This window comes from Azorhizobium sp. AG788 (genome assembly GCF_943371865.1).
Taxonomy (GTDB): Bacteria; Pseudomonadota; Alphaproteobacteria; order Rhizobiales; family Xanthobacteraceae; genus Azorhizobium.
In genome coordinates this window covers 22459-43698 of the sequence record NZ_CALRWL010000023.1, presented here as the reverse complement: position 1 = coordinate 43698, position 21240 = coordinate 22459, and the positions used below count along the sequence as shown (strand labels likewise).

Genomic DNA, 21240 nt, shown 5'->3' with positions numbered 1-21240 from the left:
ATGTCAGACTAGAGAGCGATCGAGGACCCTCCCATGAGCGACATGCAACTGGCCGAACTTTGGGTCGCCATCGCGTTTCTCGTATTCGTCGGCATCCTGATTTACACCGGCGTCCACACCACCATCATCAAGGCGCTCGACACGCGCGGCGCCAAGATCGCCGCCGAGCTGGACGAAGCCCGCCGCCTCAAGGAAGAGGCGCAGAAGCTGGTGGCCGAATACAAGCGCAAGCAGCGCGAGGCGGAAGCCGAAGCCGAATCCATCGTCACCGCCGCCAAGGCCGAAGCCGAGCGCCTCGCCGCCGAGACCAAGGCCAAGCTGGAAGATTTCGTCGCCCGCCGCACCCGCATGGCGGAAGAGAAGATCGCCCAGGCCGAGCATCAGGCCCTGGCGGATGTGAAGGCGTTCGCCGCCGACGCCGCCGTCCAGGCCGCCGAGCGCATCCTGGCCGCCACCGTGCACGGCACCGCCACCGCCGACCGACTGGTGGGCAAGGCGATCGAGGACGTCCGCTCCAAGCTCAACTGAGCCGCCCAAAGCGGTTTCGATTTCTCAACGCCCGCCTCGCCCTGCGACGCGGGCGTTTTGCATTTCCAGCGGTTTCGCGCGTAGGCCACGGCTGCCGCGGCCCCTCGTCAGGCCTCCAGTGTGGGGATGGCCTTGAAAGCGCCAACGGCTTGGTCCAACACTTGCGCATGCTCGACCGCCTGACGTTCCGCGCCCTGCTGCTTCGCGTCGTCCTCGGCCTTATGGTCGTGGGAGCGGTGCTGGGCACGGCCGCCCCGGCCGCGGCGCAATTCTTCGACAATCCCTTCGTCATGCGGCCACCCGCAGCGGTGCCGGCGCCCTCGCGCAGTGCACCGGCATGGCGCCCGGACAACTTTCTCGGCATCCCGCTGCGTCCGCAGGAACGCCTGACCGAGCCGCCGCAGGAGCCGCAGGCCAAGCGCACGCCGCCGCCGGAGCCGGAAGGCGTGGTCTATTCCAATGCCGCCGATGCCATCCAAGGCAAGAAGACGCCCCCCACCCGATTCATTCTTGTGGTCGGCGACCGCTATGGCCGCCAGGTGGCCGAGGGCCTTGCGGATGCCTATGTGGGCGAGCGCGCCAGCCCCGCCGTGGTCGCCGCCACCGAAGATCCCAGCGGCTTCATGCCCACCCCGTTGGACTGGCTGACCCGCCTGCCCGCCGCATTGGAAGCCGCCCGCCCCAATGTCACCGTCCTGGCCATGGGCTCCGATGATCTGGAACCCATCAAGGACGGAGACATCCAGGCGCCGCCGCTGTCGGAACGCTGGACCGAACTCTATGGCAAGCGGGTGGACGATGTGCTCGCCGCCGCCCGCGGCCGCACCGGACGGGTGATTCTGGTGGGCCTGGCGCCGGTGCAGTCTGCCACCGTCTCGGCGGACTACGAGCGACTGAACGAGGTGCTGCGCGCCCGCGCCGCCCGTACCGGCGCGGTGTTCGTGAATGTGTGGGACGGCTTCGTGGATGAGGACGGCAAATATATGGGCTCCGGCCCCGCCGTGGACGGCCAGCGCCGCCGCCTGCGCCAGGCCGATGGGGCCCGCTTTACCCGCGCCGGAAGCCGCAAGCTGGCCTTCTTCGTCCAGAAGGAGCTGACGCGCATGCTGGCCGAGCCGGTTCCGGCCGTGGATGCCGCGCCGGTGGACGGCACCCGCCCCCCAATCTCGCTGAGCGACGGGCCGCGACCGGCCAATGCACTGCTGGGCGGGGCGAGCCCCTTTCCCGGCACCCGCGCCCCACCGGTGGCCACCACCGTCTCCGCCGGCACCGCCGATCCGGCCCGGCTGTTGCTGGAGGGCACTCCGGCGCCGCCGCAGCGGGGCCGCACCGACGATTTCACCTGGCCGCCCGCGGCGCCCGGCGCCACGCCACCCACACCGGCGCCCGCGGCGCCCGCCGCCGCCCTGTCCCCGGCGCCTGCCAGCCAGCCCTGACCAGCCAGCCCTGAGCGGGGATTTCGTCGCCGTGCGGTCGCGGCGACGCCCCTGACACGAAAACGCCTCCGACACGAAAACGCCCCGGCCTCACGGCCGGGGCGCCTGTCATGCGGGGATCTCCCGAGACTTACGCCGTCATCAGGCGGCGCGGGCATCCAGGGTCTGCGGCCCGGCGCCGGTGGTGATGGGGATCAGGCGGGGCTTCTTGGCCTCGGGAATGTTGCGCACGAGGTCCACGTGCAGCAGGCCGTTCTCAAGCACCGCGCCTTTGACTTCCACGTGGTCAGCCAATTGGAAGCGCCGCTCGAACGACCGCGCGGCAATGCCGCGATAGAGCACCTGGGCGGTGTCCGCCGTTTCCGGCGCCGCCTTCCCACCGCGCAAGGCGAGGGTGTTTTCCTTCACCTCGATGGTGAGTTCGTCCGAGGTGAAGCCCGCCACCGCGACCGTCACCCGATAGGTGTTATCGCCGGTACGCTCGATATTGTAGGGCGGGTAGGTGGGCGCGGCCTCCACGCTGCCGGCGGAATCCAGCAGCGAGAACAGCCGGTCGAAACCCACCGTGTTGCGATAGAGCGGGGACAGATCATAGCTACGCATCAGCACATCCTCCTTTGAAGCGACATGCGCAAGGACCCGCCGAAGGGCCGGGTCCCGGTTCAACGCCGTCCTCATGGACCGGCGCCGGTCTCGATCTGGGAAGCGGCTTCGCCTCCGTCAAGGGGGCGCCTTGAACAAATGAACCGCCCGTGAACGGCGCGCTCGGATGGCATTCACCTTGATGAACTATGGTTCAAGCGTCGCCGCTTTGGGGGAGGCTGGCGCTAACGGTTCATCTTGCGGGAGAAACCGATGCCCAAGCTCCCTGCGCTCGCGCTCATTGTCGGCCTCGCCTGCGCTGTCCAGCCTGCGGCGGGCCAAGCGGACGAGAGCCGCATCGCAAACGCGGCCCCCGCCTCTGCCGCGCCCGCCCCGGCGCCGGGTTTCGCGCCGTCCCACGCCACGCCGAACCTTGCGTCGCTGGCGGTGGCCGTGGGGGAGGTGGATGGCTTTCCAGCGGCATCGGTGCCGGCCCCCAGCGCCCCGCCCTCCGCGCGGGCCACCGCGCGCGATCCCGCGCCCGATGGCTCGCCGGACTTCTGGGGCCTGCCCGGCGGTCGTGCGCAGACCGCGCGGGCCGAAGATGCGGCGCCACCGGCGCCGGGGCTTCTCATTGATGCCTCCACCGGGCAGGGGCCGGACGGGGGACCCAGCCACCAGCGCCTCCCGGGGGCCTATGCGCCCTATCAAGCCAACCCGCCGATCCTGGAGCAGAAACTGGATGCGGCGGCGCTGCTGAGCAGCCTTCAGGCCCGCGGCTTCACCGACGTCAGCCACCTCAAGCTGCGCGGCAGCGCCTATGTGTGCGAGGCGACCGGCCCCCGCCGTGAACGGGTGCGCCTGGTGGTGGATGCCGCGTCCGGCGCCATATTCGGTGTCGAAGTGATCGGATACGACAGCCGCCGGAACTGACCCCGGACCAAGCCCACTGCCGCGCCCGTCCCGCCCGCGCCCTGGGCCGACCACCGGCGAGCGGGCGGAGTGGCACGGGAGGGCGATGCGCCGCGCGGCCCTGCGCCCCAGCCCTCCGATCGGCACGGGATGCGTTGTCGGCTCGGGCGCAAGCGTGTAACGCTGCGGCGGAAGCGGATCATCGGGAAGGCTCCTTCCCGGTGCGAATCCGGCTCCGGCGCCCCGCGCGGTGCCGTTCGCCGCCGGAACTGGTGGGCGCTGACGGCATCCGCGCCTTGCATGTGCACCTGCCCCGCATGAGCCTCCATCCCACCCCCGCCAATCCGGTGCCCGAAGGTGCCGTCAGTGGCTTTGTCACCACCACCGATGGGGTGAAGATCCGCTTCGCCCGCTGGCGTCCGGCCGTTGGCGGTCGCGGCACCGTCACGCTGCTGCCGGGGCGGGCCGAGTTCATCGAGAAATATTTCGAGGTGGTGCGCGATCTGCTGGATCGCGGCTTCGCGGTGGCGATTCTCGACTGGCGCGGCCAGGGCGGCTCGCAGCGGCTGCTGCGCAATGCCCGCAAGGGCCATGTGCGCCGCTTTTCCGATTATCAGCTGGATCTGGAGGCGTTCGGCCGGCAGGTGCTGCTGCCCGATTGCCCCGCCCCGCACTTCGCTCTGGCCCACTCCATGGCCGGCGCCATCCTGCTGCACGGAATTCTGGACGGCCGGCGCTGGTTCGACCGCGTGGTGCTGTGCGCGCCGATGCTGGAAATCGGCCTGGTGCGCCAGCGCCGGTTGGCGCGGGCGGCGGCAACCACCCTCAGCACGGCCGGCTTTGCCCGCGCCTTCCTCCCTGGCGGCGGCCCCACCGCTGTCACCGAACTGCCGTTCGAGGGCAATCTGGTCACCTCCGACCCGGAGCGCTATGCCCGCACCGCGCAGATCACCGCCGCCGTGCCGGAACTGGGCCTCGGCGCGCCCACCATCGGCTGGGTGCATCAGGCCTATCTGGCCATGGACCATCTGCGGGCGCCGGACATCCTGCGCCAGATCCGCCAGCCCTTGCTGATGATCGCCGCCGGCAATGAGCGGGTGGTGTGCAACGTGGCCATCGAGCACATGGCCTCGCGGCTGATCGCCGGCGCCTATGTGACGGTGCCCGCCGGCCGCCATGAACTGCTGATGGAACGCGACATCTTCCGCGCCCAGTTCTGGGCGGCGTTCGACGCCTTCATTCCCGGCAGCCCGCTGGTCTGAGCCGCTGGCCGTGTCGGCTCTAGCCCTGAAGGCGCTTGAGCACTTCTGCGTGGACGGCGCGACTGCCCGCCGCCACCACCCGGCCGCCCTGGGCGGCGGAACCGCCTTCCCAATTGGTGACGATGCCCCCTGCCCCTTCGATGACTGGGATCAGGGCGACGATGTCGTGGTCCTTCAGCCCGCTCTCGATCACCACGTCCACCAGGCCGGCCGCCACCATGCAATAAGCGTAGCAATCGCCGCCATAGCGCGACAGGCGCACCTGTTCCTCCACCCGGTGGAAGGCGGTGCGGTCCTCGCCCTGCATCAGCAGCGGGCTGGTGGTGAACAGGATGGCGTCTTCCAGCCGCCCGCAATCGCGCACATTCAGCCGGCGCTTGCCCGCCGGGCCGAGATAATGGGCCGAGCCGCCATCGCCGAAGAAGCGCTCGCCGATGAACGGCTGGTGCATCATGCCATAGACCGGCGCGCCGTCCTTCAGCAGGCCGATCAGCGTGCCCCAGGCGGGCATGCCGGAGATGAACGACTTGGTGCCGTCGATGGGATCCAGCGCCCACACATAGGTGGCGCCGGAGCGGTCGGCGCCGAATTCCTCGCCAATGATGCCATGGTCGGGAAAGGCCGAGAGGATCATCCGGCGCATCACCTGCTCGGCGGCGCGGTCCGCCTCGGTGACCGGATCGAACGCCCGGCCATGGGTCTTGTCCTCGACCACCAGCGCGGTGCGGAAGAAGGGCAGGATCGCCTCGCCCGACTTGGTGGCAAGGTCATGGACGAAGGCATCAAGGGCCACGGCGGTCATGGGGCATCCCAGGCTGGAGGCGCCCTGCGGTCAGGGCCGCTTGATCCTTAGAGCGCGCGGCGCGGGGACGGAAGCGCTTTGCGCCGCGCGCGGGACGCATCGGCCCATTCAACGCCGTGTTCGGTGGATACGGCCAGCGCGGCGGCGAGACTCACCCGCAGGCCTAGCCCCCCGTCTCAGCGGCGTGCGTGCAGCGCAACCGGTGCGGCACCGTTGCATTTTAAGGCACCGGCTGAGCGTCTTCGGCGCGCATTCTGGGCGGGCGGCCGACAAATCCCTGCAAAGACAGGAGAGTTCATTTTTAGAGCATGCCCAAACTATCATCACTTAACCGGCTTGATGACAGGGGGGTACAGGCTCATATTGATGCGGCGCGGTAGGGCTTGCCTTACCGCTGCCCTCCTTGGGCGTTTCCTCCCTAGACTTGGGCCGCTCCCCGTGAGCGGCCCCTTTCTTTTTGGGGGTCGCTCTCCGAGCCCGTGGTCGCGAGCGCTGTCCAGCACCTCGCGCAAGCAGTCGCCCCCATCCCATGATCGCCGCGCAGTGGTGGACGATCCCGGATCACCCACCGGGACACACACGCTTGGCGTGATGCCGCGCCACCTGCGGATGCCACCCCGGCGCTGGGCGCCGCAGCCCATTGAACGGCCGCATCTTCACCGGCTCAGCCAGCAGATCATCGCGGACCGCCCCTGCGTCCGCTTGGCCGCCGCATCGATGGGCGCTCCGGAGATCCTCCCACGTGCTCACCTCACGCCCAAGCCACGCCCCTCGGGGACGCGACTCGTCCGCAAGCGCTGCCAAAACCAGTGCAGCGCGATGGAGCGGAGTGGGGACGGACGGTGAGGAGGCGCCGCAATGGCGCACTTCATAGCTTGGGGTGTAAAAATTTCTTCTTATTTTTCAATAACTTGCATCTTATATACAAGCCTGCGACAAACCAGCACTTGATTTCTGGCAGCGCAATCGGCTATTGCTGCATTGCGACATAGCGATTGGCGTCGCTGTGTTGCATGCCCTCCTTGGGCGTTTCCTCCCTAGACTTGGGCCGTTCGCTTGCGGACGGCCCCTTTCTTTTTTGGGGCCCGCAATGCCAGCGGGAAAGGCCGGTGCGTTTGCCGCATCTCGGTCTCACCGGCAAATTCGTATATCTGCCATTCGAAAAACGCAAGGCGGGATTTCACGATCCCGTGTCGTGCGCGCCACTATTCCGCTGCGGCACGCGGGGCCGCAAGTTCGGTGGCCGCCAGATCGAACAGGCGCAATGCCACTGCCGCCAGATCGGCCCGTACCTTGTAGAAATCCGGACCCCGCTGGTACGTGGCCTCGTCCATGTACAGGCCGCGGTTGATCTCGATCTGCACCGCATGCAGGCCGGCGGACGGATTGCCATAGTGCTCGGTGATATAGCCGCCCGCATATGGCTTGTTGCGCACCACCACATAGCCGCGCCCACGCAATTCCTGCTCCAGCACGTCCGCGATCACCGCCGCGCAGCTGGTGCCGTAGCGATCCCCCAGCACGAAGTCCGCCCGCGGCATGTCTTCCCGCGCCGGGCCGGAGGGCATGGAATGGCAATCCACCAGCACCGCGGTGCCGAAGGTGCGGTGGGTGCGCCCGATCATCCGCCGCAGCGTCTGATGATAGGGCTTGTAGAAGGTCTCGATGCGTTCCATCGCCTCGGCGACGGTGAGGCGCTTGAGATAGATCTCCTGCGAATCCCCCACCACCCGGGCAATGGTGCCGAGCCCCCCGGACACCCGGATCGAGCGCGTGTTGGCGAAGGCCGGCAGGCGACCCTCGAACATGCGCGGATCCAGTTCATAAGGCTCGCGATTGAGATCCAGGAAGGCGCGCGGAAACAGCGCCCGCATCAAGGGCATGCCCGCGGACACCACGTCGGCGAACAATTCGTCCACGAAGCTGTCCTCGGACCGGCGCAGGGTCTCGAAATCCAGCCGCGTCTGTTCCACGAAGGCGCGCGGATAGATCCGCCCGCTGTGCGGCGAATTGAACACAAACGGCCCGGCCGGCGTCTCCGGCATCAGAATCTCGAACGGCGGGTCGATGGTATCGGCGAGGCAGGCTGTCATCGATGAACGCAGGATCCGCAAGACGAGGGCGGGCAAACCCGGCCATGGGGTGGAAACCACCACCTTGTGACAGGCCCGCCATCATGCGCAAGTCAAAGTCCCCTTGTGAAGGCACTTCGCGTAGGCTCTAAAAGCCGGGGCGCGCGGGCGCAGGTCGCCTGTGCCCGTGCCCGCGGGCAAGATGGCGCCCGTTATTCGCGCACAACCGGGCGAAGGTTCACTTCGAATTTACCCGATTGGGCCACACAAGCCTCAGGGGCCCAGCGCCCATCGTCGCCCGCAGACGCGGCACCGGACAAGATCAAGGGGATAGGGCGTGTCGAAAATTCTGCTCGCCGAGGATGACAACGACATGCGGCGGTTCCTGGTCAAGGCACTGCAGAATGCCGGATACCAGGTGGCCTCGTTCGACAATGGCCGCTCCGCTTACGAGCGGATGCGCGAGGAGCCGTTCGAACTGCTGCTCACCGATATCGTCATGCCGGAAATGGACGGCATCGAGCTGGCGCGCCGCGCCACCGAGCTGGATCCCGATTTGAAGGTGATGTTCATCACCGGCTTTGCGGCGGTGGCGCTGAATGCGGATGTGGAAGCCCCCTGCGAGGCCAAGGTGCTGTCCAAGCCGTTCCACCTGCGCGACCTGGTGAGCGAAGTGCACAAGCTGCTGGCGGCGGCCGCCTGAACCGAGTTATCCACCCCTCGTCCAACAAGCGCACGCGCATGCCTTGCGTCGCTGAAGGCGAGCCGATATAGAAGCCTCCTCCTGGCGGATGGGCGCGTAGCTCAGCGGGAGAGCACCTCGTTGACATCGAGGGGGTCACAGGTTCAATCCCTGTCGTGCCCACCATCCGCCCCTCCCGATTATCGTTGCAGCTCAAAGCATAGACGGCACGCGTCGGGCTGCGCATTGGATGCCATGCGCCGACGATCCAAGCGGCCCGCCGGTCCGTATCACCAGCCAAGCCGTGGCCATGCGCCGTGGTTCTCTCCTGGCCTGCGCATGCTGTCCTGCGGCCCGGTGCGCCCCGCGCGGCCACCGCGCGCATTGACGAGCACGCGCGCGCAAGGCCATGTCGCGTTCCAGAGGTGCCTTGAATGATCCCCACCGAGACCATCCCCCCCGCGCCCGCCGGCGATCCGCGCCATTTTCCCGACGGCCATCCGAAGGTGCCGTTCGGGCGCATCGGCGTGCTGCTGGTCAATCTCGGCACGCCGGAGGGCACCGATTACTGGTCCATGCGGCGCTATCTGAAGGAATTCCTGTCCGATTCGCGGGTGATCGAGGTCAACCGCGCGTTGTGGTGGGTGATTCTCAACGGCATCATCCTCACGGTGCGCCCCGGCCGGAAGGGCAAGGACTACGCCACCATCTGGAACAATGAGCGCAACGAAGGCCCGCTGAAGACCATCACCCGCTCCCAGGCGGAGAAGATGGCGGCCATGATCGCCGGGCGCGATCCGCGCGTGGTGGTGGACTGGGCCATGCGCTACGGCAAGCCGCCCATCGCCGAGCGCATCGAGGCGCTGCAAAAGCAGGGCTGCGAGCGCATCCTGATCGTGCCCATGTATCCGCAATATGCCGCCGCCACCTCGGCCACGGTGTGCGACAAGGCGTTTGATGCGCTGAAAGCCATGCGCTGGCAGCCCTTCATCCGCGTGGCGCCCAACTGGCATGACGACCCGGTCTATATCGATGCCATCTGCACCTCGCTGGAAGGCCATCTCAAGGCGCTGGATTTCGAGCCGGAGGTGATCCTGGCCTCATTCCACGGCGTGCCGAAATCCTATCTGCTGAAGGGCGATCCCTATCACTGCCAGTGCGCCAAGACCGCCCGCCTGATGCGCGAGCGCCTGGGCATGTCGGCGGAGAAATTGCGCCTCACCTTCCAGTCGCGCTTCGGTAATGAGGAATGGCTCCAGCCTTATACGGACAAGACCGTGGAAGCCCTGGCCAAGAGCGGCGTGAAGCGCATGGCCATCGTCAATCCCGGCTTCACCGCCGATTGCCTGGAGACCCTGGAAGAAATCGGCGTCGAGAATGCCGAGATCTTCCATCACAATGGCGGCGAGAACTTCGCCGCCATCCCCTGCCTCAATGACAGCGACCAGGGCATGCGGGTGATCGAAGCGGTGGTGCTGCGCGAACTCTCCGGCTGGATCGCCCCCTGAGCCTGTCTCGCGATCTCCCGGCGGCCCCGCCGCCGGGGCCGCTCCGACGCCTTGTTCCACGGCCCGGCTCAAGCTAGCGTCGCGCCGGCTCGGCAGGGGATCAGACGATGGCGGACTTTCAGGCACTCACCCGGCGCAAGCTCATCCTGCGCATGGGCCAGCTGGGGGGCCTGGGCCTCGCCTTCGAGGCCTTGTCCGCCCTGGGTTTCCTGGCCATTCCCCCGGCCCGCGCCGAACCGCCGCGCCTGCCGCCGGATCTCGGGCGCGGGCGCAGCGTGGCGGTGATCGGCGCCGGCCTCGCCGGGCTGTGTACCGGCCTGCTGCTGGCGCGGGGCGGCTTCGACGTCACCATCGTGGAAGCCAACGGGCGCTGCGGCGGGCGCAGCTATACCCTGCGCAACGGCCAGTCCTTCGCCGAGACCGACGGCCCGCGCCAGAGCATCGATTTCATCGGCGAGGGCGCCTATTTCAATGCCGGCGCCGGGCGCATCCCGCGCAATCACGGCGTGGTGCTGGACTGGTGCCGCCGCCTGGGCGTGGCGCTTGAGCCCTATATCTTCATGTCCGAGACCAACCTGTTCCAGAGCGACGCCTTCAACGGCGGCCGGCCGGTGCCATTGGGCGATCTGCGCTACAGCCTCTATGGCGCTTTGGCCGAACTCTTGGACAAGGCGATCCGCCGCCAGGCTTTGGACCTGCCCCTCACCGCCACGGACAAGGAGGCGCTGCGCCACCTGCTGCAGGTCTATGGCGACCTGAAATCCCGCGGCGACGCTTTGGTGTTCGAGGGCTCCCGGCGCCTCGGCTACACCGTGCCGCCCGGCGCCGGCGATGCCGCCGGCACCCTGCGCCCGCCGATCCCGCTGGAGCAGATCATCGGTAGCGAGGCGGCGGACCTCGGCCTGTTCAGTTCCATGCTGCTGTCCTGGCAGAATTCGCTGCTGGAGCCGGTGGGCGGCATGGACATGATCTGGGCCGCCTTCCTGCGCCAGGATGTGCCCGGCGGACGCCAGTTGCGCGATCTGGTGCGGCTCGGCACGCCGGTGCAGCAGCTCACCCAGAATGACGGCGGCGTCACCTTGCGGCTGGGCGACGGCACCACATTGCGCACGGATTTCGTGGTCTCCACCATGGCCCCGACCTTGTTCGCGGGCATTGCCCCGGACCTGCCGGCGGCGGTGAAAGCCAATTGCATGGCCATCCGCTTCGTCGCCGCCACCAAGGTGGGCTTTGAAACCCGCAGCCGCTTCTGGGAGGAAGAGGACCAGATCTACGGCGGCATCAGCTTCACCAAGGATGACATCAGCCAGATCTGGTATCCCTCTGCCGGCTTCGGCGCCCCGAGCGGCGTGCTCACCGCCGCTTATGCCCGGGGACCGGCCGCCGAGCGCCTCGGCGCGCTGCCGCTGGAGGGGCGGTTCGCGGCGGCGCTGGCCGGCGGCGAGAAGCTCCATCCCGGCCACTATCGCCGCAACATGCGGCTCGGGTCGGCGGTGTCGGTGGCCTGGGCCAAGATGCCGTATTTCACCGGCGGCTGGAGCTATGAGGACGACGCCACCATGGCGGTCTACGGCCAGTTGGTGACGCAACTGCCGTGGAACCGGGTCTATATGGCCGGCGACGTCTTCAGCCATGTGCCCGGCTGGCAGGAAGGCGCGCTGAGTTCGGCGGAACTGGCCGTCCGGCAGATCGGCGAACGGGTGGCCGGCGCCCGCTGATCGCCCGATCCGTCGGGAACGCCCTCACATCCCTTGCCCCCCAGCCGCGCCCATGGCCTTATCCGGGCGCTGACCTTCCCGTCAGCATCGGGAGAGACCCATGATGCTGTCAGGCCCCAATATCTTCGTGCTGGTGCTGCTGGTGCTCGCCATCGTGGTGGTCATCGCCAGCGTGAAGACCGTGCCCCAGGGCTATCAATATACGGTGGAGCGGTTCCAGCGTTATACCCGCACCCTGCTGCCGGGTCTCAACCTCATCGTCCCGTTCGTGGACCGGATCGGCCACCGGGTGAACGTGATGGAGCAGGTCATCAACGTTCCCACCCAGGAAGTCATCACCAAGGACAATGCCACCGTCTCGGTGGACGGCATCGCCTTCTTCCAGGTGTTCGACGCTGCCCGCGCCTCCTATGAGGTGGCGCGCCTGGACATGGCGATCATGGCCCTGACCATGACCAACATCCGCACCGTGATGGGGTCCATGGATCTGGATTCCCTGCTGTCCCATCGCGACGAGATCAATGAGCGGCTGCTGCATGTGGTGGATGCCGCCGCCGCCCCCTGGGGGGTGAAGATCACCCGCATCGAGATCCGCGACATCGTTCCTCCCGCCGATCTGGTCAATGCCATGGGCCGGCAGATGAAGGCTGAGCGCGAGAAGCGCGCCGTCATCCTGGAGGCGGAAGGCCAGCGCCAGTCCGAGATCCTGCGCGCAGAAGGCCAGAAGCAGGCCCGCATCCTGGAAGCCGAAGGCCGGCTGGAAGCGGCCCGGCGCGACGCGGAAGCCCGCGAGCGGCTGGCGGAGGCCGAGGCCATGGCAACCAGCGTGCTGTCGCAATCCATCAATGAGGGCTCGCCGGCGGCGCTGAACTATTACATCGCCGAGAAATATGTGAAGGCGTTCGAGAGCCTGGCCAAGGCGCCGAACCAGAAGGTGGTGCTGATGCCCTATGAGGCCACCGCCCTGCTCTCCACCCTCTCCGGCATCGGCGAACTGGCGCGCGACGCCTTCGGTGGCGGCGGCAATGGCGGCACATCCGGCGGCACCCGCCGCCCCACCGCCCCCACCGGCCCGTCCGTGGGATCCGCCCCCGCGGCAGCCAGCACCGCCGGCCGTGGCCGCGCCGGCCAGGGCTCGCAGGCGGACCCGGTGACAACGGGAAATCCCGCCACCGCCAGCGCCTCGCCGTTCGGCACCAGCGCCGCCGTGGCCACGCCCCCCGATGCCAGCCCGGTGCCGGGCGCCAGTTTCCTGTCGGGGCCGGGCCTGTCCGGCCCCGGCGCCATTTCCGGCGCGCCGCCGGTGGCGCGCCCCCGCGACGACGCCTGAGCGGGCGCCCCTGCCCCGCTTGCCCCCCCCTTCAGGAGGCAACAGCCCATGAGCGACCTGTTCACATCCGGCCCATGGGGCTGGTTCGTGCTCGGCGGCGTGCTGCTGGTGGCGGAAATCGTGCTGCCCGGCGCCTTCCTGCTGTGGCTGGGCCTCGCCGCTTTGGCCACCGGTGCCCTTGCCTTCCTGGTGATGGTGGGCTGGCAGGCGCAGGTGCTGGCCTTTGCCGCTTTGGCGGTGGCCGCGATCCTCATCGGCCGGCGCATCACCCCCGCCCCCGGCGCCGCCAGCGACCGGCCCTTTCTCAATCGCCGGGCCGAGGGGCACGTGGGCCGGGTCTTCACCCTGGATGAGCCCATCGTGGAGGGCAGCGGCCGGGTGCGCATCGATGACAGCGTCTGGCGTATCGAGGGGCCGGACCTGCCCGTCGGTGCCAAGGTGATCGTTCTGAAGGTGGACGGCACCGTCCTGGTGGTGGGCGCGGCCTGATCGTCGCCGCAGGCGTCCCGCATGCGGCGCCCAGGTGCGGTGGCCATGTCCTTAAGCTGGATGCGCGGAATGCTGGAGGCGCGAAACAGAGGCCCGGAACAGAGGCCCTGACCGGAGGCCCCCGGAGCAGCCCCGACGCACCCCTCGCCTGGTCCTCACCGCCGTGAATGCTCGCTGATCGGTTCGGACACTGCCCGATAAATAATATAGCGAACAATATTCAGCGCAAAACGTATCCCATATGAGGTACACAACTTTCCGAGAGATATACGACCTGCAATTGGCACTACAGCGCAGGGCCTACTCTCGCTCAAGAAGCGCAATATCAAATCATGAGTCCACGAACGAATCCATTAGTCTTTTGTTTTCAGAAAATGGCGTGTGTTTTGCAAGGCAGATTCAGTTGCAGACTGTCTCAAGACATTGGATGGCCGAAATGCATGGTTCCATGGCTTCCCTTCCAACCACCGTTGCCGCCGATTCCCCCGAGCAGGTGATCCAATTGGCGGATCACGCCGCAACCTTGGCCGCGGGCAAGGCGCGCGCCATTCAGATCATTACCGGCCAGACCCGCATCCTCGCCCTCAATGCCACCATCGAAGCCGCGCGCGCCGGCGAAGCGGGCAAGGGATTTGCGGTGGTGGCGGAAGAAGTCAAAGCCGTCAGCGCCGAAATCGGCAGGTTGGCCAGTGACATGGAGACCGAACTGCGCAGCGCGCTGGACGAGTTGCGCGCCGTGGGCCGGCGCATGGCGCTGGACGTGCGCGGCGACCGATTGGTCAATCTGTGCCTCAACGCCGTCGAGACCATCGACCGCAATCTCTATGAGCGGACCTGCGATGTGCGCTGGTGGGCCACCGATGCCGCCGTGGTCGCCGCCGCCGATCCGACCTATGAGAATGTCGCCGAGGCGGAGCGCCGCCTGGGGGTCATCCTCTCTGCGTATACCGTATACCTCGACCTGTGGATCTGCACACCGGATGGGCGGGTGGTGGCGCATGGTCGGGCAGATCGCTATCCGGGCCTGCGCGGCATGGACGTCTCGCATGAAGGCTGGTTCCAGCAGGCGATGGCCTCCCACTCCGGCGACGAATATGCGGTGGCCGACGTCATGCCCTGCCATGCGCTGAAGAATGCCCCCGTGGCCACCTATGCCGCCGCGGTGCGCGAGGGCGGACAGACCCATGGCAAGCCCATCGGCGTGCTGGGCATCCATTTCGACTGGGAGCCCCAGGCCCGCGCGGTGATCGAAGGCGTGCGGCTGTCGCCCGACGAGGCGGCGCGCTCCCGCGTGCTGCTGGTGGATGCCACCGGCCGGGTGCTCTCCTCGTCCGACCGGCGCGGCGAGTTCATCGAGACCGTGCCGCTGGACACCCGCCACCGCCGCAGCGCGGTGGAGCATGGCGACGACGGCAGCACCACCGCCTTTCACCTCACCCCCGGCTACGAGACCTATCGCGGCATGGAATGGGCCGGCGTCATCCTCCAGAAGCCCATTCCCGGCCATAAAAACCGGAAGATCACCAAGCACCGCTAGATCCGGATCCGCTCAGGTTGAAGCAACCTGAGCGGTGAATCCGCCTCTGGCCCTTTGCTCTCGGGAACGATGCTTTCTCCGATCCGGCTGCCGCAACCGGATCAGGAACGGCTGCGCAGACCCGAATGCCCCCTTCGCGTGCCGCCCTCAGGGCGGTGATGTGCACGGGACAGCCGCGACTCACCCCGCCGCGGCCGCCACCGCCTGCCCCACCAGGGCATGGATGGCGTTGCCGGCGGCCGCATCCAGCGGGCTCTGGGTGAGATAGCTCGTCACCAGCAGCGGCGCCCGGCCCGGCGGCCAGATCACCGCTATATCGTTGATACTGCCGCGGGGACCGGTGCCGGTCTTGTCCCCCACCCGCCACCCCTTCGGCAGTCCCGCCCGCAGGCGGGTGTCGCCGGTGCGGTTGGCCACCAGCCACGCCGCCAGCTGATCGCGGGAGGGCGGGGTCAGCACGCGGCCCAATACCAGCCGATCCAGATCGCCCACCATGGCCAATGGCGTCGTGGTGTCGCGCGGATCGCCGGGGGTGCCTTCATTGAGGGTCGGCTCGTTGCGATCTAGCCGGGTCACCGGATCGCCGCTGCGGCGCAGGAAGGCGGTCAGCCCGGCGGGACCGCCCACGGCGGCAAGCAGCACATTGGCGGCGGTGTTGTCGCTCAGGGTCACGGCCGCCTCGCACAGAGCGGCGACACTGGCCACGCTTCCCACCAGCGGCTCGGTCATGGGCGAATAGGCCACCAGATCGGCCTTGGTGATGGGCAAGGTGCGATCCAGGCGCTCGCGCCCCGCATCCACTTCCGCCAGCACCATGGCTGCCAATAGAAATTTGAAGGTGCTGCACATGGGAAAGCGCTCGTCGCCGCGATGCGCGAAGGTGGCGCCGGTGCCGGTATCGCGCACGGCGACCCCCAGCCGGCCCTGACTCTGTTTCTCCGCCGCGACGATCGCCGCCGCCAGGGCCGGACCGCCAAACGCCGGCGCGGCGCCCGCCGGCACAAGCCCCGGCAAGCAGAATGCGGCACCGCCGGCCGCCAGCATCAGATGACGTCTCGAAATCATGTCCACCTCCATGGGCGGCGACCATGCAAAAGCGGACGGCGCGGGACAAACGATGTTATCTCGTCCACGACATGAAAAAATCTAATGGACCGTCATGGAACGCCCGCACCTGCCCCTGAACGCCCTGCGCGCCTTCGAGGCAGCGGCGCGGCATCTGAGCATCACCCGCGCGGCGATGGAATTGTGCGTCAGCCAGGCCGCCGTCAGCCATCAGATCAAGGGGCTGGAGGCGCGCCTGGGCGCCCCCTTGTTCCGCCGCCTGCCCCGAGGCCTCGCCCTCACCGACGAGGGCGCGGCGCTGGTGCCACAGGTGAGCGCCGCTTTTGATCGAATCGGCGCCACGCTCGACCAGTTTTTAGGCGGACAGTTCCGCGAAGTGCTCACGGTTGGGGTGGTGGGCACATTCGCCACCGGCTGGCTGCTGCCGCGCCTCGCCCAGTTCACCCTCGCCCATCCGGGCATCGATCTGCGGGTGCTCACCAACAACAACCGGGTGGATCTGGCCGGCGAGGGCCTGGATCTGGCCATCCGCTTCGGCGACGGCGCCTGGCACGGCACCGAGGCGATCCCGCTGCTCAGCGCGCCCCTTGCCCCGCTCTGCGCCCCGGCGCTGGCGCGGGGCCTGTCGCGGCCGTCCGATCTCGCCGGCCTGCCGCTGCTGCGCTCCTACCGCGCCGAGGAATGGACCCGATGGTTCGCTGCCGCCGGCACCCCCTGCCCCACCTTGCGCGGGCCGGTGTTCGATTCTTCACCGGTGATGGCGAGCGCGGCGGCGGCGGGACTGGGCGTGGCGCTGCTGCCGGCGGCGCTGTTCGCGGCGGATCTGGCCAGCGAGCGGCTGGTGCAGCCCTTCGCCCTGAGCATCGATGCCGGCCGCTACTGGCTCACCCGCCTGCGCTCGCGGCCGCAAACCCCGGCCATGCAGGCCTTCCATCTCTGGCTGGTGGCGCAAACGGCGGCGCCGGACGGGGCGTGACGATCAGGCCGCGGGGCGCTCCGCCACCACGGTCAGCTGCAGCCCCAGCGCCTTGGTGACGCCCAATAGCGTGGACAGGCGCGGATCGCCTTCGGCGCTGAGGGCCTTGTACAATCCCTCGCGCGTGACACCTGCACGCCGGGCCACCTCGGTCATGCCCTTTGAGCGGGCAATGGCGCCGAGCGCAGCGGCGATGATGGCCGGGTCGCCGTCTTCGAACGCGGCCTCCAGATAGGCGGCCACCGCTTCCGGCGTCGCCATATGATCCGCCATGTCCCAAGGCACGGTCCGCTCGACCATCAGGCTCACGCCCCTCTTGGACACCCAGCATTGGCGCAGGGCGACCATCCGTGAACTATAATTCACATACTGATGGCCGTCGATAAGCCCTCGGACGCAGCAGAACTCCTACGCCACGCCCACATGCAGCAGATCGTGGATGTGCAGGGCGCCCACCGGGCGGCCGTCGTCCACCACCATGAGGGCGGTGATCTTGGCGGTGTTGAGGATGCGCAGGGCTTCCGAGGCCAATTGATCCGGGCGCACCGTCTTGGGCGCGCGGCTCATGATGGCGTCCACCGAACGGGTGGGCAGGTCATTGGCCATGTGGCGGCGCAGATCGCCGTCGGTGACGATGCCGGCGAGGCGCCCGTCGGAATCCACCACGGCGACGCAGCCCAGGCCCTTGGCGCTCATCTCCACCAGCACCTCGCCCATCAGCGCACCGCTGCGGGCCAAAGGCACGGCGGCGCCGGGGCGCATCACGTCGCGGACGAACTTGAGGTTGGCGCCCAATTTGCCGCCGGGGTGGAACACCCGGAAATCCAGCGCGGTGAAGCCGCGGCTCTCCAGCAGCGCCACCGCCAAGGCATCGCCCATGGCCAGTTGCATCAAGGTGGAGGTGGTGGGGGCCAGGCCCAGCGGGCAGGCTTCGCGCGCCTGCGGCAGCGCCAGCACCACGCTGGCCGCCTTGGCCAGGGCGCTGTCGGTATTGGCGGTCAGAGCGATCAGCGGCACGCCGAAGCGCTGGGAATAATCGACGATGTCGCGCAGTTCGGCGGTCTCGCCGGACCAGGACAAAGCCACGATCACATCTTCCGGCGCCACCATGCCGAGATCGCCATGGCTGGCCTCGGCGGGGTGGACATAATGGGAGGGGGTGCCGGTGGAGGCGAAGGTGGCGGCGATCTTGCGCGCCACATGGCCGCTCTTGCCCATGCCGGTGACGATCACCCGCCCGCGCGCCGCGACGATGGTGGCCACCGCCACCTCGAACGCCTCGCCGAGGCCGTTGCCCACCGCGGCGATCAGCGCGGCAAGGCCGGCCGCTTCGGTTTCCAGGGTGGCGAGGGCGGAAGCGATGGCCGCCGAATGGGGATGCGTCACGGAGGGAGCGACTGCTTTCAAGGATGCGCCTGTCATCCCCTCTCGATAGCATTGTTCGTCCGCGAAAGGGAGCCGGGGCGGGTCGAGGCCGGTTTCAGCCCCCGCCTCAGGCCGGGGGCAGGTCGGGCAGGCCCTCGTAGCGCTCCAGAAAATCCTCCACCGACAGGGCGCGGAAGTCCGCCAGCGCCGTGCGCAGGCGCTGATGGCTCCAGTCCCACCAGCCTAAGGCCATCAGCCGTTCGCCGATGGCGGGCGCAAAACGCTGCTTCACCACCTTGGCGGCGACGCCGGCGACGATGGCATAAGGCGGCACGTCCTTCGCCACCACCGCCCCAGCGGCCACCACCGCGCCAGTGCCGATGGTGCGGCCCGGCAGGATCACCGCCCCATGGCCGATCCAGACGTCATGGCCGATGGTCACCTTGTGGTCGCGGCGCCACTGGAAGAAATCCGGCTCGTCGGCGGCATCGTCGAAATAGGCCGAGGCGCGATAGGTGAAATGCGACTGGCTCGCCCGCCACATGGGGTGATTGCCCGGATTGATGCGGGTCATGGCGGCGATGGAGCAGAATTTGCCCACCGCGCTATAGGCCATGTCGGCATCGGAGGCGATGTAGGAATAATCTCCCATCTCCACCTCCAGCAGTTGGGTGCGGGCGCCCACCTCCGTATAGCGGCCCAGCGTCGAGCCGCGGACGCGGGCGGTGGGGTCGATGGCGGGGCTGAGGCCGAGCTTCATGACGGGCGGATCTCCGGGCACGCCGCACCGGGGCCGGTGCGCGGGCGGAAAATGCGACGCGGCCATGACAGGCATGCGACACCGCGGCGACGGCGCTCAGCCGCCGAAGCCGGCCCGGTGGATGATGCGGAACCGCTCGCCCGAAGCGCGCTGGGCAAACAGCGCCACCCCATCCACCAGCAGCGGCAGATGGGCGCCGCTGGCCAGATAGGCCTCCGCCAGCGCATTGGCCGCATGCCCCCGCGCCGGTTCCTCCAGCGGCCCGGTGAGGGTCATGTGGAAGCGGAACTCCTCGCGCACATAGGGATAGCCGAAGCGGTTGAGATAGTCCTGCTGCCGGGCGCTCAGCCGATCGGGGCGGCGGCGGGCGATCTCCGCCTCGGTGAGCGGGGCGCGCAGGCCGTCCAAATCCTCCACCGCACATGCCGCCATGTCCAGCAGGCTGGGCACCGGCGCCGACGGCACCAGGGCGATGAAGCTGCCCAGCTCGCGCACCTCCAGTGGCGGCAGTTCGAAGCCATGGTGGCCGGCGGCGAAGGCGGACAGCGCCTCGATCAGATCGGCCTCGTCCACCCCCTCCGCCAGGCGGAAGGGCGCCTTGAGCGTGCCGTGGAAGCCATAGCGGCGCGGCTCTTCGGTGAGAGGCCGCCAATCCTCCGGCGTGAACCCGGCGAGATCGGGCGCGGGACAGTCCTGGCCGCTGTCGGCGTCATAGCCCACCACGGCCGAGCCGAAGCGCCATAGCGCACTGTCACAGGGCGGGGCGAGATAGACGGCATAGCGAACGGACACGACAGCCTCCTGCGGCCTGCGAACAGGCCCCATCCCTAAAGCGCGCTGCGCGCCGAGGGAAGCCGGCAGGCCCCGATGCCGGCCCGTGACGGATCCGCCTGCCCGCTCGGCATCCTGCCGGCGGGCGGCTCAGAACCCGCCGGGCACCAGCGCCACCCGGTTGCGGCCGCTGGCCTTGGCGGCATAGAGCGCCCGGTCGGCGCGCTCCATCACATCTTCCAGGGGATCCTCGCCGACCGATGCGGAGGCCACGCCGATGCTCGCCCGCACCGTCAGCGACAGGGCGGCCAGGGCCATGGGCGTGCCGCCAATGGCGCTCAGCAGCCCCTGCGCCACGCCATAGGCCGCATCGCGAGAGGTCTCGGGCAGCAAGATGGCGAACTCCTCTCCCCCCAGACGGGCGACGAGATCCTGCGGACGCAGGTGGCGCCGGCAGCGGCGGGCGATTTCCTCCAGCACCCGGTCGCCCGCCCCATGACCATAGTGGTCGTTGATCTGCTTGAAGTGATCCACGTCCATCATCAGCACCGACACCGGCGCGCGCCCCTCCGACGCCGCCGTCAGCGCGATCTCGGCCTTTTCGGTGAAGCCGCGCCGGTTGAGCAGCCCGGTGAGTTCGTCCGTGGTGGCCAAGCGCCGCATCTCCTCTTCCAGGCGCCGACGCTCGGTCACATCCCAGAACACCGCCGCATAGATGTCGCCGATGAAGCGGAAGCGGAACTGCAGGTTCCGGCGCTGGTTGTCGCGACAGGTGACCTCGCCCTCCATGCTGGCGTAGCCGCTCGGTGCCGTGCGGGCGAGCGCAAGCTGCTCGCCCCACTGGGCCATCACCGCAGCGCGCTGCATCGGATCGGGGAACAGATTGGCCCACCAATCGGCATTGGTGCGATGGGCATGGATGTCGTCAAAGCCCATGAAGTCGTGGGCCAGGCGATTGGCGAACAGTTCATGGAATTGCGCGTCGAACAGCACCACGCCCACCGGAAGGCCGTCCATGACGCTTTCCAGCGTGCGCGCCCAATCCAGCGTTTCTCTCAGTTCCGAGCAAGGCGCCTCGAGGGTCAGCACCGTCCCCGCGCCGGCGCCCATCGCCAGCGGCAGCGGCTCGGCCCGAAAGGCCAGGGTGGCGGCGCCCTGCGCCGTCATGCAGGGCAGCATCAGGACGTCGGGACACCGCATGCCGGCCAGCAACGGCTGCAATCGCGCCGCGGCGTCTGCCCCGAAGAGATCCCCCAGCGCCATGCCCGCCGGGGCGACGCCGAGGAGATGCGCGGCCGCATCGGTGGCGGCGCGCACCGTGCGCGCATCCGCCCCGATCACCAGCACCGGCGCATGCACCAGCCCCAGCCAGGCAAGCTCGCTTGCATCCGTGGCCGCCTCGGCAGTCCCGGCCGTGCGGGCGGACACCGGTGCGCCCACGACCG

The 21240-nt window shown here is 68.5% G+C and carries 19 protein-coding genes, 1 tRNA gene and 1 pseudogene; 12 read left to right on the top strand and 9 right to left on the bottom strand.

Annotated elements, in window-relative coordinates:
* Window positions 1–33: 33 nt before the first annotated feature.
* Both AAG816_RS14725 and AAG816_RS14720 read left to right on the top strand, forming a co-directional pair.
* Window positions 34–528: an ATP F0F1 synthase subunit B gene (locus AAG816_RS14725; RefSeq protein ID WP_341990406.1), complete on the top strand. Its 495-nt coding sequence runs from the start codon at window positions 34–36 to the stop codon at window positions 526–528.
* Window positions 529–695: 167 nt separating this feature from the next.
* A complete protein-coding gene (locus AAG816_RS14720) occupies window positions 696–1964 on the top strand; it encodes a GDSL-type esterase/lipase family protein (protein WP_341990405.1) in 1269 nt (422 codons plus the stop codon).
* Window positions 1965–2105: 141 nt separating this feature from the next.
* Here AAG816_RS14720 and AAG816_RS14715 read toward each other — a convergent pair whose 3' ends face one another.
* Window positions 2106–2567, bottom strand: coding sequence for an Hsp20 family protein (locus AAG816_RS14715; RefSeq protein ID WP_341990404.1), 462 nt, complete (start codon window positions 2565–2567; stop codon window positions 2106–2108).
* Between the two features lie 252 nt (window positions 2568–2819).
* Here AAG816_RS14715 and AAG816_RS14710 point away from each other — a divergent pair, with 252 nt between their 5' ends.
* Together AAG816_RS14710 and AAG816_RS14705 are read left to right on the top strand one after the other, a co-directional pair.
* On the top strand, window positions 2820–3479 hold the full coding sequence (locus AAG816_RS14710; RefSeq protein ID WP_341990403.1) for a hypothetical protein: 660 nt from the start codon (window positions 2820–2822) through the stop codon (window positions 3477–3479).
* Between the two features lie 296 nt (window positions 3480–3775).
* A complete protein-coding gene (locus AAG816_RS14705; protein WP_341990438.1) occupies window positions 3776–4720 on the top strand; it encodes an alpha/beta hydrolase in 945 nt (314 codons plus the stop codon).
* A 19-nt stretch (window positions 4721–4739) separates the two neighbouring features.
* Here the strand turns inward: AAG816_RS14705 and hisN are convergent, their stop codons facing one another.
* Both hisN and AAG816_RS14695 read right to left on the bottom strand, forming a co-directional pair.
* Window positions 4740–5522 carry a histidinol-phosphatase gene (gene hisN / locus AAG816_RS14700; protein WP_341990402.1) on the bottom strand — a complete coding sequence of 261 codons (783 nt, stop codon included), beginning with the start codon at window positions 5520–5522 and terminating at the stop codon, window positions 4740–4742.
* A 1205-nt stretch (window positions 5523–6727) separates the two neighbouring features.
* On the bottom strand, window positions 6728–7615 hold the full coding sequence (locus tag AAG816_RS14695; protein ID WP_341990401.1) for an N-formylglutamate amidohydrolase: 888 nt from the start codon (window positions 7613–7615) through the stop codon (window positions 6728–6730).
* Window positions 7616–7931: 316 nt separating this feature from the next.
* Between AAG816_RS14695 and AAG816_RS14690 the strand changes: the two genes are divergently transcribed.
* From AAG816_RS14690 to AAG816_RS14660, 7 genes and pseudogenes are all read left to right on the top strand, one after another.
* Window positions 7932–8297, top strand: a complete 366-nt coding sequence (locus AAG816_RS14690) for a response regulator (RefSeq protein ID WP_341990400.1) — start codon at window positions 7932–7934, stop codon at window positions 8295–8297.
* A 90-nt stretch (window positions 8298–8387) separates the two neighbouring features.
* A tRNA-Val gene (locus AAG816_RS14685) sits at window positions 8388–8462 on the top strand.
* 248 nt (window positions 8463–8710) lie between these two features.
* Window positions 8711–9784, top strand: coding sequence for a ferrochelatase (gene hemH / locus AAG816_RS14680; protein ID WP_341990399.1), 1074 nt, complete (start codon window positions 8711–8713; stop codon window positions 9782–9784).
* 107 nt (window positions 9785–9891) lie between these two features.
* Window positions 9892–11502 (top strand): FAD-dependent oxidoreductase, encoded by a 1611-nt coding sequence (locus tag AAG816_RS14675; protein ID WP_341990398.1) that lies wholly within the window; start codon window positions 9892–9894, stop codon window positions 11500–11502.
* Window positions 11503–11608: 106 nt separating this feature from the next.
* Window positions 11609–12517: pseudogene (locus AAG816_RS14670) on the top strand (SPFH domain-containing protein); the annotation flags it as partial.
* A gap of 363 nt (window positions 12518–12880) precedes the next feature.
* Complete coding sequence (locus tag AAG816_RS14665) at window positions 12881–13321, top strand: NfeD family protein (protein WP_341990397.1); 441 nt, start codon at window positions 12881–12883, stop codon at window positions 13319–13321.
* 448 nt (window positions 13322–13769) lie between these two features.
* Complete coding sequence (locus tag AAG816_RS14660) at window positions 13770–14858, top strand: methyl-accepting chemotaxis protein (protein WP_341990396.1); 1089 nt, start codon at window positions 13770–13772, stop codon at window positions 14856–14858.
* A 180-nt stretch (window positions 14859–15038) separates the two neighbouring features.
* Here AAG816_RS14660 and bla read toward each other — a convergent pair whose 3' ends face one another.
* Window positions 15039–15923 carry a class A beta-lactamase gene (bla, locus tag AAG816_RS14655; protein ID WP_341990395.1) on the bottom strand — a complete coding sequence of 295 codons (885 nt, stop codon included), beginning with the start codon at window positions 15921–15923 and terminating at the stop codon, window positions 15039–15041.
* Window positions 15924–16017: 94 nt separating this feature from the next.
* Between bla and AAG816_RS14650 the strand changes: the two genes are divergently transcribed.
* Window positions 16018–16899: a LysR family transcriptional regulator gene (locus AAG816_RS14650; protein ID WP_341990394.1), complete on the top strand. Its 882-nt coding sequence runs from the start codon at window positions 16018–16020 to the stop codon at window positions 16897–16899.
* Window positions 16900–16902: 3 nt separating this feature from the next.
* Here the strand turns inward: AAG816_RS14650 and AAG816_RS14645 are convergent, their stop codons facing one another.
* The 5 genes from AAG816_RS14645 to AAG816_RS14625 form a co-directional block, all read right to left on the bottom strand.
* Complete coding sequence (locus AAG816_RS14645; protein WP_341990437.1) at window positions 16903–17199, bottom strand: addiction module antidote protein; 297 nt, start codon at window positions 17197–17199, stop codon at window positions 16903–16905.
* Window positions 17200–17307: 108 nt separating this feature from the next.
* A complete protein-coding gene (locus tag AAG816_RS14640; RefSeq protein ID WP_341990393.1) occupies window positions 17308–18321 on the bottom strand; it encodes a KpsF/GutQ family sugar-phosphate isomerase in 1014 nt (337 codons plus the stop codon).
* Between the two features lie 70 nt (window positions 18322–18391).
* On the bottom strand, window positions 18392–19024 hold the full coding sequence (locus AAG816_RS14635; protein ID WP_341990392.1) for a chloramphenicol acetyltransferase: 633 nt from the start codon (window positions 19022–19024) through the stop codon (window positions 18392–18394).
* A 96-nt stretch (window positions 19025–19120) separates the two neighbouring features.
* A complete protein-coding gene (locus tag AAG816_RS14630) occupies window positions 19121–19816 on the bottom strand; it encodes a DUF1045 domain-containing protein (protein ID WP_341990391.1) in 696 nt (231 codons plus the stop codon).
* Between the two features lie 129 nt (window positions 19817–19945).
* Window positions 19946–21223, bottom strand: a complete 1278-nt coding sequence (locus AAG816_RS14625; protein ID WP_341990390.1) for a GGDEF domain-containing protein — start codon at window positions 21221–21223, stop codon at window positions 19946–19948.
* Window positions 21224–21240 lie beyond the last annotated feature (17 nt).